21 protein-coding genes and 2 pseudogenes are annotated in these 21,447 nt (G+C 75.3%); 9 read left to right on the top strand and 14 right to left on the bottom strand.

The window, feature by feature from the left end; all coding sequences use genetic code 11:
- Positions 1-126 precede the first annotated feature (126 nt).
- Positions 127-759, top strand: coding sequence for an FMN-dependent NADH-azoreductase (locus ACIP60_RS27200; RefSeq protein WP_400688795.1), 633 nt, complete (start codon positions 127-129; stop codon positions 757-759).
- Positions 760-839: 80 nt separating this feature from the next.
- Here ACIP60_RS27200 and ACIP60_RS27195 read toward each other — a convergent pair whose 3' ends face one another.
- The 3 genes and pseudogenes from ACIP60_RS27195 to ACIP60_RS27185 all read right to left on the bottom strand — a co-directional run.
- A complete protein-coding gene (locus ACIP60_RS27195) occupies positions 840-1,052 on the bottom strand; it encodes a DUF397 domain-containing protein (RefSeq protein ID WP_400688792.1) in 213 nt (70 codons plus the stop codon).
- Entirely contained in the window at positions 1,049-1,894 is an 846-nt protein-coding gene (locus ACIP60_RS27190; protein ID WP_400689266.1) for a DUF397 domain-containing protein, read from the bottom strand. The genes ACIP60_RS27195 and ACIP60_RS27190 overlap by 4 nt, the downstream gene beginning before the upstream one ends.
- A 42-nt stretch (positions 1,895-1,936) precedes the next feature.
- Positions 1,937-2,092, bottom strand: a pseudogene (locus ACIP60_RS27185) (multiprotein-bridging factor 1 family protein); the annotation flags it as partial.
- A gap of 210 nt (positions 2,093-2,302) precedes the next feature.
- On the opposite strand from ACIP60_RS27185, the gene ACIP60_RS27180 reads away from it, so the two are divergent.
- Positions 2,303-2,515, top strand: coding sequence for a hypothetical protein (locus ACIP60_RS27180; RefSeq protein ID WP_400688789.1), 213 nt, complete (start codon positions 2,303-2,305; stop codon positions 2,513-2,515).
- 672 nt (positions 2,516-3,187) lie between these two features.
- Positions 3,188-3,751, top strand: coding sequence for an NUDIX hydrolase (locus ACIP60_RS27175; protein ID WP_400688786.1), 564 nt, complete (start codon positions 3,188-3,190; stop codon positions 3,749-3,751).
- A gap of 49 nt (positions 3,752-3,800) precedes the next feature.
- Here the strand turns inward: ACIP60_RS27175 and ACIP60_RS27170 are convergent, their stop codons facing one another.
- Entirely contained in the window at positions 3,801-6,125 is a 2,325-nt protein-coding gene (locus ACIP60_RS27170; protein ID WP_400689263.1) for a Tex family protein, read from the bottom strand.
- A gap of 249 nt (positions 6,126-6,374) precedes the next feature.
- On the opposite strand from ACIP60_RS27170, the gene ACIP60_RS27165 reads away from it, so the two are divergent.
- A complete protein-coding gene (locus ACIP60_RS27165) occupies positions 6,375-7,712 on the top strand; it encodes a glycosyltransferase 87 family protein (protein ID WP_400688783.1) in 1,338 nt (445 codons plus the stop codon).
- Positions 7,713-7,813: 101 nt separating this feature from the next.
- The gene (locus ACIP60_RS27160; protein ID WP_100835638.1) at positions 7,814-8,203 is read left to right on the top strand and encodes a PPOX class F420-dependent oxidoreductase; all 390 of its coding nucleotides are present in this window, start codon (positions 7,814-7,816) and stop codon (positions 8,201-8,203) included.
- 7 nt (positions 8,204-8,210) lie between these two features.
- On the opposite strand, the gene ACIP60_RS27155 is transcribed toward ACIP60_RS27160, so the two are convergent.
- From ACIP60_RS27155 to ACIP60_RS27135, 5 genes are all read right to left on the bottom strand, one after another.
- Positions 8,211-8,993, bottom strand: a complete 783-nt coding sequence (locus ACIP60_RS27155; RefSeq protein WP_400688779.1) for an SGNH/GDSL hydrolase family protein — start codon at positions 8,991-8,993, stop codon at positions 8,211-8,213.
- A 74-nt stretch (positions 8,994-9,067) separates the two neighbouring features.
- Entirely contained in the window at positions 9,068-9,868 is an 801-nt protein-coding gene (locus ACIP60_RS27150) for a family 1 encapsulin nanocompartment shell protein (protein ID WP_400688776.1), read from the bottom strand.
- The gene (locus ACIP60_RS27145) at positions 9,865-10,884 is read right to left on the bottom strand and encodes a Dyp-type peroxidase (RefSeq protein WP_400688773.1); all 1,020 of its coding nucleotides are present in this window, start codon (positions 10,882-10,884) and stop codon (positions 9,865-9,867) included. Before ACIP60_RS27145 ends, ACIP60_RS27150 begins: the two co-directional genes overlap by 4 nt.
- Before the next feature lie 180 nt (positions 10,885-11,064).
- Complete coding sequence (locus ACIP60_RS27140) at positions 11,065-11,514, bottom strand: MarR family winged helix-turn-helix transcriptional regulator (RefSeq protein ID WP_282205341.1); 450 nt, start codon at positions 11,512-11,514, stop codon at positions 11,065-11,067.
- A 483-nt stretch (positions 11,515-11,997) separates the two neighbouring features.
- Positions 11,998-12,933: a MerR family transcriptional regulator gene (locus ACIP60_RS27135; protein WP_400688770.1), complete on the bottom strand. Its 936-nt coding sequence runs from the start codon at positions 12,931-12,933 to the stop codon at positions 11,998-12,000.
- 105 nt (positions 12,934-13,038) lie between these two features.
- On the opposite strand from ACIP60_RS27135, the gene ACIP60_RS27130 reads away from it, so the two are divergent.
- Positions 13,039-15,138: an MMPL family transporter gene (locus ACIP60_RS27130; protein ID WP_400688767.1), complete on the top strand. Its 2,100-nt coding sequence runs from the start codon at positions 13,039-13,041 to the stop codon at positions 15,136-15,138.
- 6 nt (positions 15,139-15,144) lie between these two features.
- Here the strand turns inward: ACIP60_RS27130 and ACIP60_RS27125 are convergent, their stop codons facing one another.
- Together ACIP60_RS27125 and ACIP60_RS27120 are read right to left on the bottom strand one after the other, a co-directional pair.
- Positions 15,145-15,702 carry a sigma-70 family RNA polymerase sigma factor gene (locus ACIP60_RS27125; RefSeq protein ID WP_400688764.1) on the bottom strand — a complete coding sequence of 186 codons (558 nt, stop codon included), beginning with the start codon at positions 15,700-15,702 and terminating at the stop codon, positions 15,145-15,147.
- A gap of 77 nt (positions 15,703-15,779) precedes the next feature.
- Positions 15,780-16,289, bottom strand: a complete 510-nt coding sequence (locus tag ACIP60_RS27120; protein ID WP_400688761.1) for a hypothetical protein — start codon at positions 16,287-16,289, stop codon at positions 15,780-15,782.
- A gap of 189 nt (positions 16,290-16,478) precedes the next feature.
- On the opposite strand from ACIP60_RS27120, the gene ACIP60_RS27115 reads away from it, so the two are divergent.
- Positions 16,479-17,390, top strand: a complete 912-nt coding sequence (locus ACIP60_RS27115; RefSeq protein WP_400688758.1) for a UTP--glucose-1-phosphate uridylyltransferase — start codon at positions 16,479-16,481, stop codon at positions 17,388-17,390.
- Positions 17,391-17,937: 547 nt separating this feature from the next.
- Here ACIP60_RS27115 and ACIP60_RS27110 read toward each other — a convergent pair.
- Positions 17,938-18,120: a hypothetical protein gene (locus ACIP60_RS27110; RefSeq protein WP_100835647.1), complete on the bottom strand. Its 183-nt coding sequence runs from the start codon at positions 18,118-18,120 to the stop codon at positions 17,938-17,940.
- A gap of 140 nt (positions 18,121-18,260) precedes the next feature.
- A pseudogene (locus ACIP60_RS27105) lies at positions 18,261-18,614 on the bottom strand (winged helix-turn-helix transcriptional regulator); the annotation flags it as partial.
- Positions 18,615-18,712: 98 nt separating this feature from the next.
- Here ACIP60_RS27105 and ACIP60_RS27100 point away from each other — a divergent pair.
- Both ACIP60_RS27100 and ACIP60_RS27095 read left to right on the top strand, forming a co-directional pair.
- Complete coding sequence (locus ACIP60_RS27100) at positions 18,713-19,924, top strand: pyridoxal phosphate-dependent aminotransferase (protein WP_100835649.1); 1,212 nt, start codon at positions 18,713-18,715, stop codon at positions 19,922-19,924.
- A 665-nt stretch (positions 19,925-20,589) separates the two neighbouring features.
- Complete coding sequence (locus ACIP60_RS27095) at positions 20,590-21,099, top strand: hypothetical protein (RefSeq protein ID WP_400688752.1); 510 nt, start codon at positions 20,590-20,592, stop codon at positions 21,097-21,099.
- Positions 21,100-21,114: 15 nt separating this feature from the next.
- On the opposite strand, the gene ACIP60_RS27090 is transcribed toward ACIP60_RS27095, so the two are convergent.
- Positions 21,115-21,447: a YnfA family protein gene (locus ACIP60_RS27090; RefSeq protein ID WP_400688749.1), complete on the bottom strand. Its 333-nt coding sequence runs from the start codon at positions 21,445-21,447 to the stop codon at positions 21,115-21,117.

Below are 21,447 nucleotides of genomic sequence, written 5' to 3'. Positions count from 1 at the left end.
CGAGAGAAACGGGGTAAAGTCCGTTTACGTCGAGTGCGGCGCCTCCGGGCCCGCACCTGCGCCCTGTCGCACCCGCCCGCCCGCGCCACCGCCCTCCCGGCGGGGTGCGAACCGAGGAGTACTGTCATGCACCTGTTCCGCCTGGACGCCAGCATCCTGCCCGGCACCTCGACCAGCGCCGAGCTGGCCACCGCCGCCGAGACCGAGTGGACCGCCGCCCACCCCGAGGGCACCGTCACCCGGCGCAACCTGGGCACCGACCCGCTGCCCGGCGACGCCTGGACGCACGCCACCCTGGCTGCGTTCACCCCCGCGGACCAGCACACCCCCGAGCAGCGGGAGGCCGCCGCGCTCGGCGCCTCGCTGGCCGAGGAGCTGCGCGCCGCCGACGCCGCGATCATCGCCGTGCCGCTCTACAACTGGGGCGTCTCCCAGCACTTCAAGACCTGGGTCGACCTGGTCATCGCCGCGGCCGGCCCGACCACCGAACTGCTCAAGGACAAGCCGGTCCTCCTGGTCGCCTCGTTCGGCGGCGGCTTCGCCGCCGGCACCCCCCGCGAGGGCTGGGACCACTCCACCCCCTACGTCGAGCGCATCCTGCGCGACGTCTGGGGCGCCGACCTGACCACCGTCCGCCGCGAACTCACCATGGCCGCCGCCAACCCGGCGATGGAGAGCCTGCGCGACCTGGCCGCCGAGTACCACACCCGGGCCCTGGACGCCGCCGCCACCGCCGGCAAGAACCTGGCCCGCGCCTGACACCCCGCCCCTCCGGGCAGGCAGAAGCCCCGCGCACCCGACACTTCGGGCCCGCGGGGCTTCACCGCACTGACGCGGCCTCAGACCTCGCCGAGACCACCGGACTTGACCGCCGCGACGAACGCGGCGAAGGCCGCCTCGGGGAACACCAGCACCGGCCCCTGCGGGTCCTTCGAATCACGGACCGGCAAGTGGCCGGGCAGCCCGGCCGGGGCCACCTCCACGCAGTCGCCGCCGTTGTTGCTGTAGGTGGACTTCACCCAGCGCAGCTCGGACAGGTCGACGTCGGTCACGAAAGCTCCTCGAAAGCACCGGACTTGACCGCCGCGACGAACGCGGCGAAGGCCGCCTCGGGGAACACCAGCACCGGCCCCTGCGGGTCCTTCGAGTCACGGACCGGCAGCCGACCGGGCAGCCCGGCCGGAGCCACCTCCACGCAGTCGCCACCGTTGTCGCTGTAGGTGGACTTCACCCAGCGGAGCTCGGACAGGTCGACATCGGTCATGAGAGTTCCTTCCTGACAACCCGGATCCTGGCGAGTGAAGCGGCCAGTAGACAGGGACTCCACCTGGAGCAGATCGTACTCCCTGGACCAGGTCGAAACCGCGTCCCGGCCGCGCTCCAGATGGCCCCGGCCCTGGGATTCCGCGTACCCGACGACCACCCGGTCGGGGAGGTCGAGCAGCACCAGCGGCATCCTGAACGGCGCGCGCTCGCCGATGTCGAACGGGGCGATCTGCAGGGTGATCCGGGGCCGCCCGGCCAGCTCCTCCAGGTGCCCCAACTGCTCGGCCATGACCGCCGGGCCGCCCACCGGACGCCGGATGCAGCTCTCGTCCAGGACGGCGTGCACGAAGGGCGGGTCCGTCCGGGCCAGCAGCTCCTGCCGGGTCGCCAGGAAGGCGACCCGCGCATCGGCCTGAGCCTGGGTGATGCTCCCTCGCTGCACGGCCGCCGCCGCGAGCGCGGACGCGTAGGCCGGCGTCTGGAACAGGCCGGGCACCACGCCGAGTGCGAAGGTCCGCAGCCGACGGCACCGGGCCTCCGCCGCGGTGAACTCCGCGAAGCCCTCCAGCAGGCTGGCGTTCGAGTACTGCCGCCAGAGCTGCTGGAACCGCTCCCCGGTCCCGAACACCTGATCGGCCCTGACCGCGAGGTTAAGGGTTACGGGCTTCTTCCCTCTTTCCACGTACGAGAGCAGCCCGCCCGAGTACCCCATGCGCGCGGCCAGGGCCAGCTGGGACCATCCGCGCGCCCTCCGCGACCTGCGGAGTTCCTCACCGAAGCGCAGGGCCGGAGATGACGCACCGTCAACTTCTTGATCATCGCTCACCGCTGAAGCTCCTTAACTCGCCTGAACCGTCAACGGGCAAGTACTGGTGAGCGTAGTCGTTTCTGCCGATGCTGGTGACACACCGGAAGAAGAAGGACGCGGACGGTGACCGGCGCGCGGAGCGCGGTCCCGGCGCGCGTCGGTCCGGTGCCCTCCGGGGGCGTGGACGCCCCCTTCCCGCCCGGCCCGAGCCCTGCGAGGTCCACCACCATGTCCGATCACCCATGCCCCGACCCGGGAGCGAAGTTGACGATCCGCGTCTACACGGCGCGGGCCGACGGCACCCGGGTCCAGGTCTCGTTCCGCACGTCCGACGAGCCGATCGGGCCCGCGCCGCTCTCCCCGCTGACCTGGCCGGCCTGCCGGTGCCCGCGGTGCGGTGACGGCGACGGCGCTGGGGAGCGGGCGTCGGATGCGGCCTGAGGGACAGCCGGAGGATTCCGAGGAGGAGGCGCGGCGGCGGGCCTGGGTGATCGCCGACCGGCTGACGCGGGCCGGTGGCGAGGAGGCCCGGCTGACCTCCGTCGCGGGCGGGTACCGGGTCGAGCTCCGGTCGACCCGGCCGGCGCCGGACGCGGCCGGGGTGCTGGCGGCCCTCGCGCTGGGCGACCGCTGGGGGCACCGGCGTTCGGTCCTCCCCGACGGCGGCGGTCTCGTGCAGGACAGCGTGTGGAGCGAGGTCCGGTCGGAGCCGCCCGCCCCACCGGGCACGGAGCGGGGGCGGGAGGGCGGTACCGGTGGTGTCGGCGAAGGGAGCCTTAAGGGTGGCTCAAGCGGGCCGGGGAACGCTTGACGGGCCTCGGCGGGCCGGGCATTTTGGGTGCACGGGGCGGTCCGGCCGCCCCCGGCACGGTGGTCGAGAACCCGCTTTCGGGCGGGTGTTGAGAACCAACCCCCACACGGCCCGGTCGCCGCGCTCCCCCACGGTCAGTACGCGCGGTCGGCCGGGCCGGTTCCGTGCCCGCGGGTCGGTGACGGGCGGTCAGGTGGACGTCCGGCGCGGCGGGTTGACGGGGTGCCACGGGCGGGTGAGGTTTCGTCCGCTCCGTTGACCGTCCGGGTCCGTTCGGGACCGGCCGGGACTACGATCGATCGATGACGGACACCACACGCAGAGCAAGCGACAGCACCGAACTGGCAGCCAGGTACCCGGCCCTGCACGCGCCGCAGCGCTGGGAGTGGGGCGGCATCGACGCCCAGTTCAGCACCGACCTGCCGCCGGACGAACTCATCACCAACATCCACCTGGTCGGCTTCGCCGGGGGCCGGGTCGTCCTGTGCCGGGACGTCCGCGGCCACTGGTTCCTGCCCGGCGGCACCCGGGAGGCCGCCGAGAGCGTCGAGTCCTGCCTGGAGCGCGAGCTGCGCGAGGAGGCCGGCGCCCGGCTGCTGGGGCCGCCGACCTGGATCGGGCACCACCTCGCCGTCACCGACTCGCCCACGCCCTACCGGCCCTGGCAGCCGCACCCGGTGAAGGCGTGGCTCTGGGGCTGGGCCGACGTCCTGGTCGACTCCGCCCCCACCAACCCGGACGACGGCGAGCAGGTGGTCGAGGTCCGCCCGGTCACCCCCGACGAGGCGCTGCGGCTGCTCGGCCACCACCGCGAGCCCTGGTGGTCCGAACTCGTCGCGCTGGCGGTCGAGTCCCGCACCGGCTGACCGGCGGCCCGGCCCCTCGGGGCCCGGCCGCCGGCGCGGGGCGGTGCCGCTACTTGCCCAGGCCCGCGCGGCGGAGGGCGTCGGCCATGGCGGAGTTGGCGGGGGCGGCGGCCGGGGGGCCGGGGCGGCGCTCCTGGCGCGGGGGCCGGGAGTCCCGGCGGGGGGACTGCTCGCGGCGGCTGCCGCCGGACGCGCCGGGGGCGGTCTCGTCGTCCAGGCGCAGGGTCAGGCCGATCCGCTTGCGCTGGACGTCCACGCTGGTGACCTTGGCGCGGACGATGTCGCCGGGCTTGACCACCTCGCGCGGGTCCTTGACGAAGTTCTTCGACAGCGCGGAGACGTGCACCAGGCCGTCCTGGTGGACGCCGACGTCGACGAAGGCGCCGAACGCGGCGACGTTGGTGACCACGCCCTCCAGCACCATGCCGACCTCCAGGTCGGAGAGCTTCTCGACGCCGTCCTTGAAGGTGGCGGTCTGGAAGGCGGGGCGCGGGTCGCGGCCGGGCTTGTCGAGCTCGCCGAGGATGTCGGTGACGGTCGGGACGCCGAAGGTCCCGTCGGCGAAGTCGCCCGGCCGCAGCGCGCGCAGCGCCGGGCCGTTGCCGATCAGTTCGCGCAGCTGCCCGCCGGTGGCGGCGAGGATGCGGCGGACCACCGGGTACGCCTCGGGGTGGACGGCCGAGGCGTCCAGCGGGTCGTCGCCGTCGGGGATGCGCAGGAAGCCCGCGCACTGCTCGAACGCCTTGGGGCCGAGCCGGGCGACGTCCTTGAGCGCCTTGCGGGTGCGGAACGGCCCGTTCGCGTCCCGGTGGGCGACGATGTTGTCGGCGAGCGTGCCGGTGATGCCGGAGACCCGGGTGAGCAGCGGCGCGGAGGCGGTGTTGACGTCGACGCCGACGGCGTTGACGCAGTCCTCGACCACGGCGTCCAGCGAGCGGGAGAGCTTGAGCTCGCTCAGGTCGTGCTGGTACTGGCCGACGCCGATCGACTTGGGGTCGATCTTCACCAGCTCGGCCAGCGGGTCCTGGAGGCGGCGGGCGATGGAGACCGCGCCGCGGATCGAGACGTCCAGCCCGGGGAGCTCCTGGGCGGCGAACGCGGAGGCGGAGTAGACGGACGCGCCGGCCTCGCTGACCATCACCTTGGTCAGGCCCAGCTCGGGGTGGCGCTTGATCAGGTCGGCGGCCAGCCGGTCGGTCTCCCGGGACGCGGTGCCGTTGCCGATCGCGACCAGGTCCACCCGGTACTGGGCGGCGAGCCGGGCCAGCGTGGCGAGCGCGGCGTCCCACTTGTTGGCGGGCTGGTGCGGGTAGACCGTCTCGTGCGCGACCACCTTGCCGGTGGCGTCGACCACGGCGACCTTGACGCCGGTGCGGAAGCCCGGGTCGAGGCCCATGGTGGCGCGCGTCCCGGCGGGGGCGGCGAGCAGCAGGTCGCGCAGGTTGGCGGCGAAGACCCGCACCGCCTCGTCCTCGGCCTCGGCGCGCAGCCGGGTGCGCAGGTCGATGCCGAGCCGGACCAGGATGCGGGTGCGCCAGGCCCAGCGGACGGTGTCGGTGAGCCACTTGTCGGCGGGGCGGCCGCGGTCGGCGATGCCGAAGCGGGCGGCGATCCGCTGCTCGTAGTCGCTCGCGCCGGGCAGGTCGGCCTCCTGCTCGCCGTCGTACGGGGAGAGTTCGAGGTCGAGGACCTCCTCCTTCTCGCCGCGCAGCATGGCCAGGATGCGGTGCGAGGGCAGCTTGGTGTACGGCTCGGCGAAGTCGAAGTAGTCGGCGAACTTGGCGCCGTCCTGCTCCTTGCCGTCCCGGACCTTCGCGACCAGCCGGCCGCGGGTCCACATCCGCTCGCGCAGCGAGCCGACCAGGTCGGCGTCCTCGCCGAAGCGCTCGACCAGGACGGCCCGGGCGCCCTCCAGGGCGGCGGGCACGTCGGCGACCTGCTCGTTCAGGTAGGTCGCGGCGAGCGCGGCCGGGTCCCGGCCCGGGTCGGCGAGCAGGGTGTCGGCGAGCGGTTCGAGGCCGGCCTCGCGGGCGATCTGCGCCTTGGTGCGCCGCTTGGGCTTGTACGGGAGGTAGATGTCCTCCAGCCGGGCCTTGGAGTCGGCGGCGAGGACCTGCGCGCGCAGCGCGTCGTCCAGCCGGCCCTGGGCCTCGATGGACTCCAGGACGGCGGTGCGGCGCTCCTCCAGCTCGCGCAGGTAGCGCAGCCGCTCCTCCAGGGTGCGCAGCTGGGTGTCGTCCAGGGCGCCGGTGGCTTCCTTGCGGTAGCGGGCGATGAAGGGAACGGTCGCACCCCCGTCGAGCAGGCCGACGGCGGCCTGCACCTGGTTCTCGCGGACGCCGAGCTCCTCGGCGATCTTGCGTTCGACGGGCATGGTCACGGTGCCGGTCACCCCTTCAGACGGTTGGGCGGTGTCGCCCGTGCATTCTGGCAGGTCCGACCGACGGACCTCCGGTGGACCGGGTGGCCGCTCCGGGCGTGGCGCGTTCCGGGGACGCGGGGGGACACGCGCCGGGGCGACCCGGAGGACGCCCGAATCGTCTGGTATGAGAGGTGAACGACTGTTTTGCGATCCTCCGTCAGCGCCGCTGCCGGAGCCCCCGTCAGCGCATGGGAGGACCAGGTGGCGCAGGCCCCCGCCCCGGCCGTCCGGACACCCGACCGGCCGGTCCGCTGGACCCGCCCCGCCACCTGGCCCCGCGAGGTGCTCGCCCTCGCCGCGTACTGGGTCGCCGGTCGGGTGCTGATGGTCGGGCTGATCCGCTCCGGCCGGACCGAACCCGCCATCGAGGTGCACCGGCTGTACCACGGCTGGTACCGGGTGCTGCGCACCGGCACCTTCCCGGTCGACGACGTCACCTGGCAGTACCCGCCGGGCGCGGCGCTGCCGATGCTCGCGCCGGGCCTGCTGCCGTTCCTCAGCTACCTCCAGGCGTTCGTGCTGCTGGCGCTGCTGGCCGACGCCGCCGTGCAGGCCGCCCTGCTGGCGGCCGGCCGCGGCCCGGGGCGCTCGGTCCGGGGGGCGTGGGCCTGGGCGCTGGCCCTGCCGCTGCTGCTCGGCCTGCCCTACGGGCGCTACGACCTGCTCGCCACCGCGCTCGCGGTCGGCGCGCTGCTGCTGCTCCCGGCCCGGCCCCGGCTCGGCGGGGCGCTGGCCGGGATCGGCGCGATGGTCAAGGTGTGGCCCGCGCTGGCCGTCCTGGGCACCCCGCGCGGCCGCACCACCCGGCAGGCGTGGACCGCCGCCGCGCTCTCCGCGCTGGCCCTGCTGCTGGTCCTCGCCGCCTGCTTCGACCACGCCCTCGGCTTCCTGCACGCCCAGGGCGGGCGCGGCGTGGAGATCGAGTCGCTGGGCGGCAGCGTCCTCCAGGTGGCCCGGCAGTTCGGCTGGTCCGGCCGGGTCGAGCAGCACTACGGCTCGTTCGAGTTCCTCGGCCGGTACGTGCACCGGATCTCGCAGCTGTCGCTGCTGCTGAGCGCCGCGGCCTTCGCCTGGCTGCTGCTGTGGCGGGTGCGGGCCCGCCGCTGGACGGCCGCCACCCCGTACGACGCGGCGCTGACCGCGGTGCTGCTGTTCACCGTCACCAGCCGGGTGATCTCCCCGCAGTACCTGGTCTGGCTGATCGGCCTGGCCGCCGTCTGCCTGACCGTGGAGAGCACCACGCAGTGGCCGGTCGCCCTGCTGCTGCTGCCGGTGGTCGGCGTCACCACCGTCGACTACCCGCTGTTCTTCGACGCGATGCAGGCCGGCGGCTGGTGGCCGACCGGGGTGATCCTGCTGCGCAACGGGCTGCTGCTGACCGCCGCGCTCTGGTCCGCCGCCCGGCTCTGGCGGGCCACCGCCTCGCCCGGGCCCGCGCCCACGCCCCGCGCGACCGACGCCGCCGGCACCGGCACCGGCACCGGCACCGACGCGCAGGACGATCCGCGCGGCGACCCGGACCCCGTCCCGACGGCCTGACGGACTGGCGGGCTGACGGGCTGCCGGGCTGCCGGGCTACCGGACTGACGGGCTACCGGACTGACGGCCTGTCAGGCCGCCAGGGGACGTACACTCCAGCAATGGCCGACACCGCACTGGACCGGCTCGCCGCCGGCAAGTACCTGCTGATCACCAGCTACAAGAAGGACGGCAGCGCCGTGCCCACCCCGGTGTGGGTGGTCCGGGACGGCGACGCGCTGGGGGTGTGGACCACCGCCGGGTCGTGGAAGGTCAAGCGGATCCGGCGGCGCGGCGAGGTACTGGTCGGGCCGTGCGACGTGCGCGGCAACCCGACCGGCAAGCCGCTGCCCGCCACCGCCGAGATCGCGGACGCCGCCACCACCGAGCGCTACCGGCAGCTGCTGGCCCGCAAGTACGGGCTGGTCGGGCGGCTCACCCTGCTCGGCAGCCGGCTGCGCCGCGGCAAGGACGGCACCGTCGGGATCACCGTCCGCCTCGACCGGGGCTGACCCGGCGTCAGCCCTCGTACGGCAGCAGCTCGGGGCGCTTGGCCGGGCGCCCGTCCCCGGAGGAGCGCCCGCGCAGGCGGCGGCCGATCCACGGGCCGACGTGGGTGCCCAGCCAGCGGGCGTCGGCGCGGGCCCGCTGGACGCGGGTGCGGGGGTCCGGCTCGGCCAGCGGGGCCCGCCAGTCCTCGGCGGCCGGGCGGCCGAGCGCCTCCAGCACCGCCAGCGCGACCCGACGGTGGCCCTCCGGGGACAGGTGCAGCCGGTCCTCGGCCCAGAGCCGGCGGTCGTCGAACACCGGCGCCGAGAACAGGTCGACCAGCACCACCCGGTCCGGGTGGTCCCGCACCACGCCCTCGACGAACGCCTTCATCCGCAGGATCGCGGGCAGCAGCCGGCGGCTGCCGGCCATCCGCCGGGTCGGGTCGGTGGAGGTGAACAGCACCACGGTGCGGTCCCCGGCGAGCAGCGCGCGGGTGCACGCGCCGAGCTGCCGCTCGACCTCGGCGATGTCGCAGCCCGGCCGGAGCACGTCGTTCAGGCCGCCCGCCAGCGTCACCAGGTCGGCGTCGGTCGCCGCGGCCAGGTCGACCTGCTCGTCCCGGATCTGGCCGATCAGCTTGCCGCGCACCGCCAGGTTCGCGTACCGGAAGCCGTCCGCCCCCGCCTCGGCGGCCAGCACGGCGGCGACCCGGTCCGCCCAGCCGCGGAACTGCCCGTCGGGCAGGGTGTCGTCGCACATCCCCTCGGTGAACGAGTCGCCCACCGCCACCATCGCCCGGTACTGCCGCACACCGCCTCCTGGAGTCGTCCGTCGCGGCCCCACCCTACCGAGGCGTACCGGACGGGCGGGGAGGGCGGCGGCGGTCAGGCCGAGGTGAGGGTGACCGCGGCCTCCGGGGTGTGGAGCTGGAAGGTGAGGGACTCCTGGAGGTAGAGGTGGACGGTGGTGTCGTCGTGGGAGAGGTAGCCGATCGAGAGGTCCTCGCCGAGGTGGAGCTCGAAGTCGCCGCCGCGGGCGGAGAGCAGGACGGCGCCCTCGACGGCGGGGGCCCAGATGATCTCGCCGTCGAGCAGGCGGGCCAGGTGGTTGTGGACCGGGTAGCCGTGGTCGGAGGTCTCGTTGACGGCGGTGAAGGTGTCGGCGCCGAGCAGCAGCGAGTAGGGGCCGCCGACCCCGGCCAGGCGCAGCACGGTGAGGGCGCGGCTGACGGCGTTGGGGTACGCGCGGACGTCGGCGGGGAGTTCGACGGGATGGTGGGAGGAGCCGTCGCGGATGCCGGTGATGCCGGCGGCCTGGTAGCCCTCGAAGACCGTGCGGTCCTCGGCGAGGGCGATGGTGCGGGCGGCGTCCTTGACCGGGTCCCAGTCGGAGTCCTTGGAGCCGCGTTCCACGTCGTCCACCGCGGCCCGGGTGACGGTGAAGGGGACCCGCAGCTCGACCACCCGGAGGGACTCGCGGGCGCGGGCCCGGACGCCGTTGCCGGGGGCGGCGATGTCGGCGAGGTGCCCGGTGCCGACGGCCGCCAGCTCGGGCCCGTCCGGTCCGGCCAGGTCGACCACCCGGCGTCCGGCGAGGTGCAGCCGGAAGGTGCGCCGGGCCTCCTCCTCGATCTCGGCCCAGGCGGCGGCGGAGACGGGCGCCAGGGCGCGGTGCAGGTTGTTCACGGTGCGGTGCTCCTTTTCAGACTGCCGATGCGGAGGCTGCCGTCCCGGACCGGCACGGGGACGGCCGGGGCTTCGGCCCGGGCGCCGGGGGCGGGCGGCGGGTCGTCCAGGAAGTCCGCGCTGGGCACGTGGAAGAAGGTGCCGGTGACGGCGGTGGAGAAGTCCAGCAGCCGGTCGTGGGCGGCGGGGCCGCGGCCCAGGAACATGTTGCGGAGCATCTCCTCGGTGACCTGCGGGTCGCGGGCGTAGCCGATGAAGTAGGTGCCGCACTCGCCGCCCTCGGCGAAGGAGCCGAACGGCATGTTGAGCCGCCAGATGTCGCGGTCCTCGCCGTCGGGGCCGGTGACGGTGTTCAGCGCGACGTGCGAGTCGGCGGGCTTGGCGGCGTCGTCGAGTTCGACGTTGTCGAGCTTGGTGCGGCCGATCACCCGTTCCTGGTGCTCGACGCTGATCGCGTTCCACCCGGCCATGTCGTGTAGGTACTTCTGCACGATGACGTAGCTGCCGCCGGCGAAGTCCGGGTCCTCGTCGCCGATCAGGACGGCCGCGGCGGCGTCCCGCCCGGTGGGGTTCTCGGTGCCGTCGACGAAGCCGATCAGGTCGCGGCAGTCGAAGTACCGGAAGCCGTGGGTCTCGTCCAGCACGGTGACCCGGTCGCCGAGCCGCCGGCTGATCAGGGTGGCCAGCTCGAAGCAGAGGTCCATCCGCTCGGCCCGGACGTGCAGCAGCAGGTCGCCGGGGGTGGCCGGGGCGAGGTGCCGGGGCCCGGCGAGTTCGACGAAGGGGTGCAGCTGGGCGGGGCGGGGCCCGGCGAACAGGCGGTCCCAGGCGTCGGAGCCGATGCCGAGCACCAGGCTGACGTCCTGGCGCGGGGCCCGGGAGCCGACCGAGCGGGTCAGGCCGCCGAGGTCCGGCAGCAGGTCGCGGACGGTCTGCTCGCCGCCGTCCTCGATCCCGAGCACCAGGAACACGGCGGCCCCGGTCAGCGTGGAGAGGACCGGTTGGGGCTGCGGCATGGCGGTGCTCCCAGAGGGCTGCCGGACGTTCGGACGCCCGCCGACCATACCCGGCAAAAGGTTCCAGACACCGCGATAGTGCCCGAATCGGGCGTGTCCGGCGGGGGCTTGGGCCCGCCGGGCTCGTCGGGGCCGCCGGGCTCATGGGGGCCGCCGGGCTCGTCAGGGCCGCCGGGCTCGTCAGGACCGTCTGGCCTGCCGCAGCTCGGCGAGCTCCTCGGTCATCCGGGTCAGGAAGCGCACCACGGTGGCGACCTGCTCCGGCGCGAACTCGGCCCGGACCCGGTCGGTGCAGTCCGCGACGGGGGCGAACCACTCCCCGGCGATCCGGGCCGCGTCCGGGTGGTAGTGCACGTGCACCTGCCGCCGGTCGGTGGCGTCCTTGGTCCGGTGGACGTGCCCGGCCCGCTCCAACCGGTCCAGCACCGCGGTCACCGCCCCCGACGTCAACCCCAGCTCGGCCCGCAGCCCCCCGGGCGTGATCCCGGGCGGATCGGCCGCCCGCAACACCGCCAGCAACGCCTGGACGTCCGTCGCGTGCAGGCCCGAGGCCGCCGCGAAATCATGTCCGAGCAGGTTCATCTCGGACGCCAGCCCCTGCAACAACCGCCCGAACTCCCGCTGCGCCACCGGCCGCTCCTCCACCACACCCCTCCACCCACCTGCCGCCCTGCCCGCCCGACCCTGCCGCCCCGACCCTAGCGCGACCACCTCCGACCGGCCGCGCAGGCACCGCAACGCGGCGGAACGGCGACAAGCACCCCCGGCGGGGCCCGGCGCACCCGGAACGCGGGCCCGCCCGGCCGGACGCGGGGACCGACGGCGAGCGACCACTTCGCCCCGCACCCCCGCCCGGCCCCGACTCCCGCCGGAGGCAACGACGTTCCCCTCACCGCCCCGCTCCACCCGCGCCCAGCGGAACCGGCAGACCGTAGGGACCGACCGCAGCGAGAACCCCCCGGCACTCCCCCCAGCCGACGCCGCGACACGAAGCGGACATCCACCCCGGACATCCCGGCCGAACACCAGGACCGACAGGGCCGACAGCGGGCGGGCACCCCTCACCACTCCCCCGCCCGGCCCCGACTCCCGCCGGGGGCAGGGGCGTTCCCCTCACCGCCCCGCTCCACCCGCGCCCAGCGCGCCCGTCAGCAGGGCGAGGGCGCCCGGGAGGTCGCGGGGGGCCAGGGCGTCGGGTGGGCGGGTGGTGCGGTGCCAGCCGGGGCCGGCGGCGAGGAGGGTGGGGCGGACCCGGGAGCCGCGGCCGCCCCAGGCGGTGGTGGCGGTGGCGCGGACGGGGACCGGGTCGGCGGTGGCGCGGGTCTGCGACCAGAGCAGGACGGCGGCGGGGCCGGTGCGGCGGACGGCTTCGGCGAGGGCCTCGGCGGGCACCGCGGCGCCGAAGACCCGGAAGGGCAGGCCGCGTTCGGCGAGGGCGGCGGCCACCGCCTCCAGCGGGAGGGTGTGCTGCTCGCCGGGCATCGCGGCCAGCAGCACGGGCGGCCCGGGGGCGGTGGCCGGGGGTTCGGCGACCCGGCGCAGCGCGCTGGAGACGTGCCAGGAGAGCAGGTGCTCGACCTCGACGTACCGCTCCCCGCTGCGGACCCAGCGGCGTCCGGCGGCGCGCAGCGCGGGTGCCATCACGTCCGTCCAGGCGGTGACGGCGCCGAGCCGTTCGACGCTGCCGTGCAGGATGCGGGCGACCTCGGGGCTGTCCAGGCGGCGGGCCGCGCGGGCCAGTCCGCGCACCTCGGGCCGGACCGCCCCGGCCGGTCCGGGGGCCGTCGGCGGCGGGCCGTCCGCCGTTCCGGCCAGCGCGGGGGCGAGCCGGGCGGCCTCGGCGGGCGGCACCCCGCGCGCGGTGAGGCGGCACATCGCCTCCAGCACGGCCACGTCCCGGGGCGTCCAGCGCCGGTGGTGCCCGGCTTCGCGTTCGGCCGGGCCGATGCCGTAGCGGCGTTCCCAGGAGCGGACGGTGGTCGGCGACACCCCGAGCCGCCGGGCGACCGCCCCGGTGCTCGTTCCCGCCTCGGCCGGTTCTGCTGACACCACGTCAGCCTAGGGCCTGCCGGGCACTCCGGACGCCGCTACCGCCGTCAACACCGCGTGGACTCGGTGCCCCAAATCTCTCAATGATTGAGATATTCTCCGCTCATGCCGACTCCCGCCCCGCCCGCACCCCCCGCGCCCGCGCCCCCGTCCGCCCCGCGCCGGCTGCGCTTCCTGCTCCCGCTCGTGCTGCTGCTGGTCTGGCTGGCGCTCGGCGGCGCGCTCGGGCCGTTCGCGGGGAGGCTGGGCGAGGTGTCGACCAACGACGGGGCGGCGTTCCTGCCGCGCAGCGCGGAGTCGACCCGGGTCGCGCAGCTGGAGAAGGACTTCCGGACCGAGGCGACGCTGCCGGTGGTGCTGGTCTGGGAGGCGCGGTCCGGGCAGGTCGACGAGGCGCTGCGGGCCGCCGCCGGGCAGGCGCTGGCCGCGGCGGCGGAGGTGCCCGGCACCACCGGGCAGGCGTCGCCGCTGCTGCCGTCCGAGGACGGGCGGGCGCTGGAGGCGGTGGTGCAACTGCGCTCCGACCTCGGACCGGATACCAAGGTCGCGGTCACGGCGATCCGCGAGCGGGCCGGGCAGGTGCCGGACGCGGTGGCCGGGGTGGCCGGACCGGCGGCGGTGCTGGCCGACCTGTCGGGGGCGTTCGCGGGCATCGACGGCCTGCTGCTCGGGGTGGCGCTCGGCGTGGTGCTGCTGATCCTGGTGCTGGTGTACCGGGCGGTGCTGCTGCCGGTGCTGGTGATCCTGGGCGCGGTGTTCGCGCTCGGCGTGGCCTGCGCGATCGTGTACGCGCTGGCGCAGCACGGCGTGGTGCGGGTGGACGGGCAGGTGCAGGGGCTGCTGTCGATCCTGGTGATCGGCGCGGCCACCGACTACGGGCTGCTGCTGTCCGCCCGCTTCCGCGAGGAACTCGCCACCGGACCGGACCGGTTCACCGCCGCCCGCACCGCGCTGCGCCGCTCGGCGGAGCCGGTCGCCGCCTCGGGCCTGACGGTCGGGCTGGGCCTGCTGGTGCTGCTGCTCTCGGACCTGACGAACAACCGGGCGCTCGGCCCGGTCGGCGCGATCGGCATCGCCTGCGCCGTGCTGTCCGCGCTGACCTTCCTCCCGGCGGTGCTCGCGCTGTGCGGCCGGGCCGCGTTCTGGCCGGCCCGGCCCGCCGCCGACGGCCGGGGCGGCTCGCACCGGGTCTGGCAGCGGGTCGCCGACCTGGTGGGCCGCCGTCCGCGCGCCCTGTGGGTGGGGACGGCGGCGGTGCTGGCGGCGCTCGCGGCCTGCTCCCCGCTGCTGGACGCCCGGGGCGTGCCGCAGTCCGAACTGTTCACCACCGCCCAGCCCTCGGTCGCCGCGCAGCGCCTGCTGTCGGCGCACTTCCCGGGCGGCTCGGGCAACCCGGCGGTGATCGTCACGAACGCCGGTCAGGCCCGGGCGGTGGCGGCGGCCGCGCAGGTGCCCGGCGTGGCCTCGGTGCGCCCGTACACCGGCGGCGCGCCGAGCGACCCGCCGGTGACCGCGAACGGCCTGGTGCGGCTGGACGCGACGCTCACCGACCCGGCCGACAGCGACGCCGCGCTCGCCACCGTCGGCCGGCTGCGCACCGCCGTGCACGCCGTGGACGGGGCCGACGCGCTGGTCGGCGGCTACTCGGCGCAGCAGGCCGACACCCGGGCCACCGCGGAGCGCGACCGGACGCTGATCATGCCGGTGGTGCTGCTGTGCATCCTGGTGGTGCTGGTCCTGCTGCTGCGCTCGGTGCTGGCGCCGGTGCTGCTGGCGGCGACGGTGGCGCTCTCCTACCTGGCCACGCTGGGCGTCTCGGCGCTGGTGTTCCCGCACGTGTTCGGGTTCTCGGCGACCGACCCGTCCGTCCCGCTGTACGGGTTCGTGTTCCTGGTCGCGCTGGGCGTGGACTACAACATCTTCCTGATGACACGGGTCCGCGAGGAGACCGCGGTGCTCGGCACCCGGGCCGGCGTCCTGCGCGGCCTGACCGCGACCGGCGGCGTCATCACCTCCGCGGGCGTGGTGCTGGCCGCGACCTTCGCCGCCCTCGGGGTGATCCCGCTCGCCTTCCTGGCCCAGATCGCCTTCATCGTGGCCTTCGGCGTCCTGCTCGACACCCTGCTGGTGCGCTCGCTGCTCGTCCCGGCCCTGGTGCACGACCTCGGCGGCCGGGTCTGGTGGCCGGCCCGCCGGGCGGACTGAGGGTGCTCAGGCCGGTTCCGGTTCCAGTTCCGTCCGCAGCCGCCGCAGGCCGTCCCGGACCCGGCTCTTGACCGTGCCCAGCGGGGTGTCCAGCAGCGCGGCGATCCGGGTCTGGGTGCAGCCGCCCCAGTAGGCGAGGGCGAGCGCCTCGCGCTGGGCGGGGGTGAGGGCGGCCAGGGCCGCGCGCACGGCGCGGCCCTCCAGCCGGCGTTCGGCCTCGGTGGCGACGCTGTCGTACGCGGGCCGGTACTCGCGCAGGGCGGCGGTGCGCTCGCGTTCGGCCCCGGCGCGGGCGGCGCGGACCCGGTCGACGGCGCGGTGGTGGGCGGCGGTCAGGGCCCAGGCGTACACGCTGCCGCGGTCGGGGCGGTAGCGGTCGGCGGTGCGCCAGAGTTCCAGGAACACCTCCTGGACGACCTCCTCGCTCTGCGCCCGGTCGCGCAGCACCCGCCGCACCACCGCCCCGACCGGACCGAGCAGGTGCCGGTACAGCGCCTCGAAGGCGTCCCGCTCGCCCCGGGCGACCCGGGCCACCAGTTCGCCGCCGCATGCTTCCACCGTCACCCTGCCACGGTCGTCCCACCCCGGGCCGGACGCCACTCGCAGCGTCCGTGCAGCGTTTCACCGGGTCGTGCAGCGTTTCACCGGGTGACGGCGACCAGCCCGGCCAGCAGGACGAGCAGCACGGCCAGGGCGCCGTGGACGACGAGGCGGTGGCGCCGACCGCGACCGGCCGCGGCACCGGTGCCGTCCCCGGCCACGGCGCCGGGCGGGTCGGTCAGCGCACCGAAGGCGGTCGCGGCGACCAGGACGGCCACCAGGTAGCCGAGGGCCAGTCCGCCGGAGGGCCCGTGCCCGGAGCCCTGTTCGACGCCGCCGGCCAACTGGGCCACCAGCATGGCGACGAGCACGAACACCAGCACGGAAATCAGCGTGGCCGACCGCCGGTTCCCGGGGCGGGCCTGCCAGAACGAGCCGAGGAAGCCCACCGCCGACATCGCCACGACGATCACCGCGCCCGACGGGAACGCACCGTCGCCGAAGACCGCCGACAGCCCCCAGACCGCCAGCGCGACGACCGCCCCGAGCCCCACCCCGGCCGCCCCGGCCCGGAACCCGGCCCGCGCACCCTCCAGCTCCGATTCGCCCACCCCCGGAACCTACCGCCCGACCCGCCCGCGTCACCACCGCCCCGCCCCGCCCGACCAGGGCTCGGGCACCGGCGGGTCCGGGGCCACCACGTCCGCCAACTACCATGGGTGAGCAACCGGTTGCCTGCGGTTGCGGCCGTTCGCCGCGCCGACGGGCCCGGCCGTCAAGACGCCCAGGAAGAGGTCCCCATGCGTGCCACCATCCGCCGGGCCGTGATCCCCGCGGCCGGCCTCGGCTCCCGGCTGCTCCCGCTCACCAAGGCCACCCCGAAGGAGATGCTGCCCGTCGGCGACCGGCCGGTGATCGAGCACACCGTCCGCGAGCTGATCGACTCCGGGATCACCGACATCACCATCGTCGTCTCGGGCGACAAGTCACTGATCCAGGAGCACTTCCGGCCCAACCCGGCGCTCGTCGCCCAGCTGCGCGCCGGCGGCAAGCCCGGCTACGCCGACGCGGTCGAGGAGATCGGCGAGCTGTCCCACCGCGGCCACATCACCTACCTGCACCAGCACGGCCCGTACGGCAACGGCACCCCCGTGCTGAACGCCGCCCGGGACTTCGGCGACGAGCCGTTCCTCGTGCTGTGGCCCGACGACGTGTTCGTCGCGGCGGTGCCCCGCGCCCGGCAGCTCGTCGCCGCGTACGAGAAGACCAACGCCCCGGTGCTCGCGCTGATGCCGATGGACCCGGAGGACTCCCAGCGGTACGGCGTCCCGGTGGTCAAGGAGGACCTGGGCGACGGCGCGCTGCGGATCACCGGCCTGGTCGAGAAGCCGGAGCCCGCGGACGCGCCCTCCCACTTCGCCGCGATCGGCGGCTACGTCCTGACCGCGGGCGTCGTCGACGAGCTGCGCGAGCAGTACCGCCGCCACCGGGAGAACCCGGTCGGCGAGCTGTACCTCACCGACGCGCTCAACGCGTACGCCGCCCGGCGCGCCGTGTACGGCCAGGTCATCGAGGGCCGCTGGTACGACACCGGCAACCCCGCCGCCTACCTGACCGCGCAGTTCGCCCACGCCCTGGCCCACCCCGAGTACGGGCCCGCCCTGCTGCGCCAGGCGCAGGAGCACGCCGCCCGCGCCACCACCGGGCGTTGAGCACCGCGAGGCCCGACTCGCCCGCCTCGAAGCCGGCCGGCAGCGCCTCCGGCGAGGCCACCGGGCCGGGGTGGTCGATCAGCAGGACGGCCCGGGCCTCGCCGTCCCGGTCGGCGGGGACGAAGTCGGTGGCCGGTTCGCGGCGCCGCAGCGGCAGCCACGCGTCCCGGCCTTCGGTGGGTACGTCGGCGAACTCGGCGAGCAGGTCGGGCTGTTCGGCGAGGCGGCGGACGAGGACGGCGCGGGTGGTGACCAGGGCGACGGCGAGCCGGTCGCCGGCGCGGGCGTAGCGGGCGGCCAGGTCGTGGGGCAGGAGGTGGTGGACGCCCTCCTCGCCCTCGTGGCCGTGGCCCAGGAGCCCTCGGACGGCCCGCTCGCCGGGCTCGGCGGAGGCGGTGTCGACGGAGAGCAGCACGCCGACGTCCGCCGCCCCGGACGGCGGGACGGCGGTGATCCGGATACCGGGAGAGGCGTTCACGGCCCCAGCGAAGCACGCCCCGCCGACGGCCGGACAGCAGCGGGAGGCCGAACAGCGGCGGCCCGCCTCCTAGTTGGCCGAGTTGCCGCCCGTCCAGCTGTGGTTGGCGGCGCGGTGGTGGCGGGAGACCGCGACGTCCCGGTCGACCTGGGCGCGGTGGGCCTCGGTGTGGTCGTACGCCTGGCGCTTGTGGCGGAAGGGCCGGGCAGCCGCGCGGGCGGCCGAGGCGGCGAGTGCGAGCAGGCGCGGCATGGTGGGACCCCCGTCCGTCGCCGGGCCCTGGACGCGGCCCGGATGCCGTCAGCGTACCCGGCAAAGGGGCGGTCAAGCCTCAAGGGAGGCTCAGGAGTTGGCGGGGGTGCGCCGGGACGGGCTCAGGAGCCGGCGGCGGTGTACCAGTGCTCGCGGACGGCGTCGGTGGGCCGCGGCTCGCCCAGGTCGGGGCCGCCCCAGTGGGCCAGTGCCTCGACCACGGGGCGCAGTTCGGCACCGCGGGGGGTGAGTTCGTAGACGGTGGCGTTGGCGGGGCGCTCCAGGCGGCGGCGCTCCACCAGCCCCTCGCCCTCCAGCTGCTTGAGCCGGGTGGCGAGGATGTCGGTGGAGACGCCGGGCAGGTCGGCGTGCAGGTCGGTGTAGCGGCGCGGTCCGCCGAGGAGTTCACGGACGATCAGGAGGCTCCAGCGCTCCCCCACCGCGTCCAGGGCGCGGGCGACGGCGCAGTACTGGTCGTAGCTTCGGCGTGGCATGTCGTCAGCATAGCCAATAGGTTGGACTTTCCAAGTCCTTACTTGGTAGAACGAAGCAAGCCGGCCGCAGGGGCTCGGTGAGGGTCGGGAGGCCGCTGATGGAGTTTCGCCAGTCCAGCAAGCTGAAGGACGTGTGCTACGAGATCCGTGGCCCGGTCGTCGACACCGCCAACGCCCTGGAGGAGGCCGGCCACAGCGTCCTGCGGCTGAACACCGGCAACCCGGCCCCGTTCGGCTTCGAGGCGCCGGAGGAGATCCTCCAGGACATCATCCGCAACCTGCCCAACGCGCACGGCTACTCCGACTCGCGCGGCATCCTCCCCGCCCGCCGCGCCGTCGTGCAGTACTACCAGCAGCGCGGCGTCCCGGGCGTCGGCGTGGACGACGTGTACCTGGGCAACGGCGCGTCCGAGCTGATCCAGATGGCCGTGCAGGCGCTGGTGGACGACGGCGACGAGGTGCTCGTCCCGGCGCCGGACTTCCCGCTGTGGACGGCGGTGGTGCGGTTCGCCGGCGGCAAGGCGGTGCACTACCTGTGCGACGAGGAGTCCGACTGGTACCCGGACCTGGACGACATCGCCGCCAAGATCACCCACCGCACCAAGGCGATCGTGGTGATCAACCCGAACAACCCGACCGGCGCGGTCTACCCGAAGGAGCTGCTGGAGGGCATCCTCGACCTGGCCCGCCGCCACCACCTGCTGGTCTTCGCCGACGAGATCTACGACAAGATCCTCTACGACGGCACCGAGCACCACTGCCTGGCCGCCCTCGCCGACGACGTGGTCACCCTCACCTTCAACGGCCTGTCCAAGTCCTACCGGGTGGCCGGCTTCCGCAGCGGCTGGCTGGTGGTCTCCGGCCCCAAGGAGCACGCCAAGGACTACCTGGAGGGCCTCACCATGCTGGCCGCGATGCGGCTGTGCCCCAACGTGCCCGCCCAGTACGCCGTGCAGGCCGCGCTCGGCGGCCGGCAGTCCATCGACGACCTGGTCCTGCCGAACGGCCGGCTCACCGAACAGCGCGACGTCACCTGGCGCGCGCTGAACGAGATCCCCGGCGTCTCCTGCGTCAAGCCCAAGGGCGCCCTCTACGCCTTCGCCAAGCTCGACCCGGCCGTGCACCGGATCGTCGACGACGAGCGCTTCGTCCTCGACCTGCTGCTCCGCGAGAAGATCCACATCGTCCAGGGCACCGGCTTCAACTGGCCCCGCCCCGACCACTTCCGCTTCGTCACCCTCCCGCGCGCCGACGAACTGGAGACCGCGATCAACCGGATCGGCCGCTTCCTGGCCACCTACCGCCAGTAGCGGGGGCGGTGACGGCGGCCCGGGTCCCGCCGAACGGCCGGAACGGGGTCGGGGACGCGGACGGCCGGGGCGAGCGGGTCGGCTGCCCCGGCCCGGCCGGGAGCGGGGGCGTCCGCCAGCCGTCCAGGGCCGGGGCGGGCAGCATCTCGCCGGATAGCCGGTCGGCCGCTCCGGCTCGGTCGGGCCGCACACGGCGGGCTTGTCGTCCTCGCTCCGCCCCCGTACGACTCGTGGTCCGACTCCTGCGCCGAGTGCCGGAACGCCCCGCCCAGCAGGACGAGCGCCCCCACCGCCCCGCGCACCGCGGTCGTCCGACCGACCCCCGCCACGTACTCCCGCACGACCCCTCCTCCGCATGGAACCCGGCGACCGCAGCACTTCCGTTCGAACCCGCACCGAGGTTCCTCACCAGGGAAGTCGGCGGCGAGGGCGCTCGCTCGCCGACGGCGTGCGGCGTGCGGGTCCCGGGCGTCCGCGCCTTCGCCGCCACCACCTCGACGGCCGGCTCCCCGGGTGCGGGCGGAGACGTCCGGGCGTGCGTGGAGGGGTGCTGCGCGGCGGTCCGGTTGCCGATCGGTAACGAAACCGTCACCCGGAGCGCACCGGTTGCACACACTCGGAAGGATGGCGACCCGTCCCGAAACGTCTCTGCGAGATGAGCCGAGTTGTCCCTCTCCCTCCGCCTGCGCCGGGCCTCCGCCGCGGGCGCGCTGCTGGCCGCCGCGCTGTTCGCCACCGCCTGCGAGCCGACCGACCAGGTCACGCCCGCGCCCGTCGCTTCGCACAGCAGCAGCGCGCCCGCGGCCGGTTCCAGCCCCACGCCGACGCCGACCCCCACGCCCAGCCCCAGCCCCACCCCGAGCCCAACGCCCACGCCGACCCCCACGCCGACGCCCGAGGCGAGTGTCGCGGCGACCACCGCGGCGCCGAAGGCGGCCACCCCCGCGCCCGCCACCACCAAGCCCGCCGCGGCCCGGACCACCAGCAAGCCGCCGGCGGCCGAGCCGACGCACACCCAGCAGGCGGCGGGCTGCCACCCGCTGTCCAACGCGGGCAACTGCTACAAGGCGGGCCAGTTCTGCCGGGCGTCCGACCACGGGGTGGCGGGCACCGACGCCTCCGGCCGGGTGATCGTCTGCGTGGACAAGAACGGCTGGCGCTGGGTCGCGTCCTGACCCGACCGGGCGGCCTCAGCGGCGCGGCCCGTACATGATCAGGCCGACGCCGGCCAGGCAGACCAGGGCGCCGGCCACGTCCCAGCGGGTGGGGCGGAAGCCGTCCAGGACCACGCCCCACAGCAGGGAGCCGGCCACGAAGACGCCGCCGTACGCGGCCAGCACCCGGCCGAAGTTCGCGTCCGGCTGGAGGGCCGCGGTGAAGCCGTACAGCCCGAGGGCGACCACGCCGAGCCCGGCCAGCCACCACGGGCGGGACTCGCGGACGGACTGCCAGACCAGCCAGCAGCCGCCGATCTCCAGGACGGCGGCCAGCGCGAACAGCAGGATCGAACGGGCGGCGCTCAC

The sequence above is a fragment of the Kitasatospora sp. NPDC088783 genome (genome assembly GCF_044750705.1).
GTDB lineage: Bacteria > Actinomycetota > Actinomycetes > Streptomycetales > Streptomycetaceae > Kitasatospora > Kitasatospora fiedleri.
This window is presented reverse-complemented; position numbering and strand designations above follow the sequence as displayed.

What these genes read in the sequence shown, in the direction of transcription:
- ACIP60_RS27200 (WP_400688795.1), top strand. Translation starts at nt 127, where the DNA reads ATGCACCTGTTCCGCCTGGACGCCAGCATCCTGCCCGGCACCTCGACC.
- ACIP60_RS27180 (WP_400688789.1), top strand. Translation starts at nt 2,303, where the DNA reads ATGTCCGATCACCCATGCCCCGACCCGGGAGCGAAGTTGACGATCCGC.
- ACIP60_RS27175 (WP_400688786.1), top strand. Translation starts at nt 3,188, where the DNA reads ATGACGGACACCACACGCAGAGCAAGCGACAGCACCGAACTGGCAGCC.
- ACIP60_RS27170 (WP_400689263.1), bottom strand. Translation starts at nt 6,125, where the DNA reads ATGCCCGTCGAACGCAAGATCGCCGAGGAGCTCGGCGTCCGCGAGAAC.
- ACIP60_RS27160 (WP_100835638.1), top strand. Translation starts at nt 7,814, where the DNA reads ATGGCCGACACCGCACTGGACCGGCTCGCCGCCGGCAAGTACCTGCTG.
- ACIP60_RS27145 (WP_400688773.1), bottom strand. Translation starts at nt 10,884, where the DNA reads ATGCCGCAGCCCCAACCGGTCCTCTCCACGCTGACCGGGGCCGCCGTG.
- ACIP60_RS27130 (WP_400688767.1), top strand. Translation starts at nt 13,039, where the DNA reads ATGCCGACTCCCGCCCCGCCCGCACCCCCCGCGCCCGCGCCCCCGTCC.
- ACIP60_RS27115 (WP_400688758.1), top strand. Translation starts at nt 16,479, where the DNA reads ATGCGTGCCACCATCCGCCGGGCCGTGATCCCCGCGGCCGGCCTCGGC.
- ACIP60_RS27110 (WP_100835647.1), bottom strand. Translation starts at nt 18,120, where the DNA reads ATGCCGCGCCTGCTCGCACTCGCCGCCTCGGCCGCCCGCGCGGCTGCC.
- ACIP60_RS27100 (WP_100835649.1), top strand. Translation starts at nt 18,713, where the DNA reads ATGGAGTTTCGCCAGTCCAGCAAGCTGAAGGACGTGTGCTACGAGATC.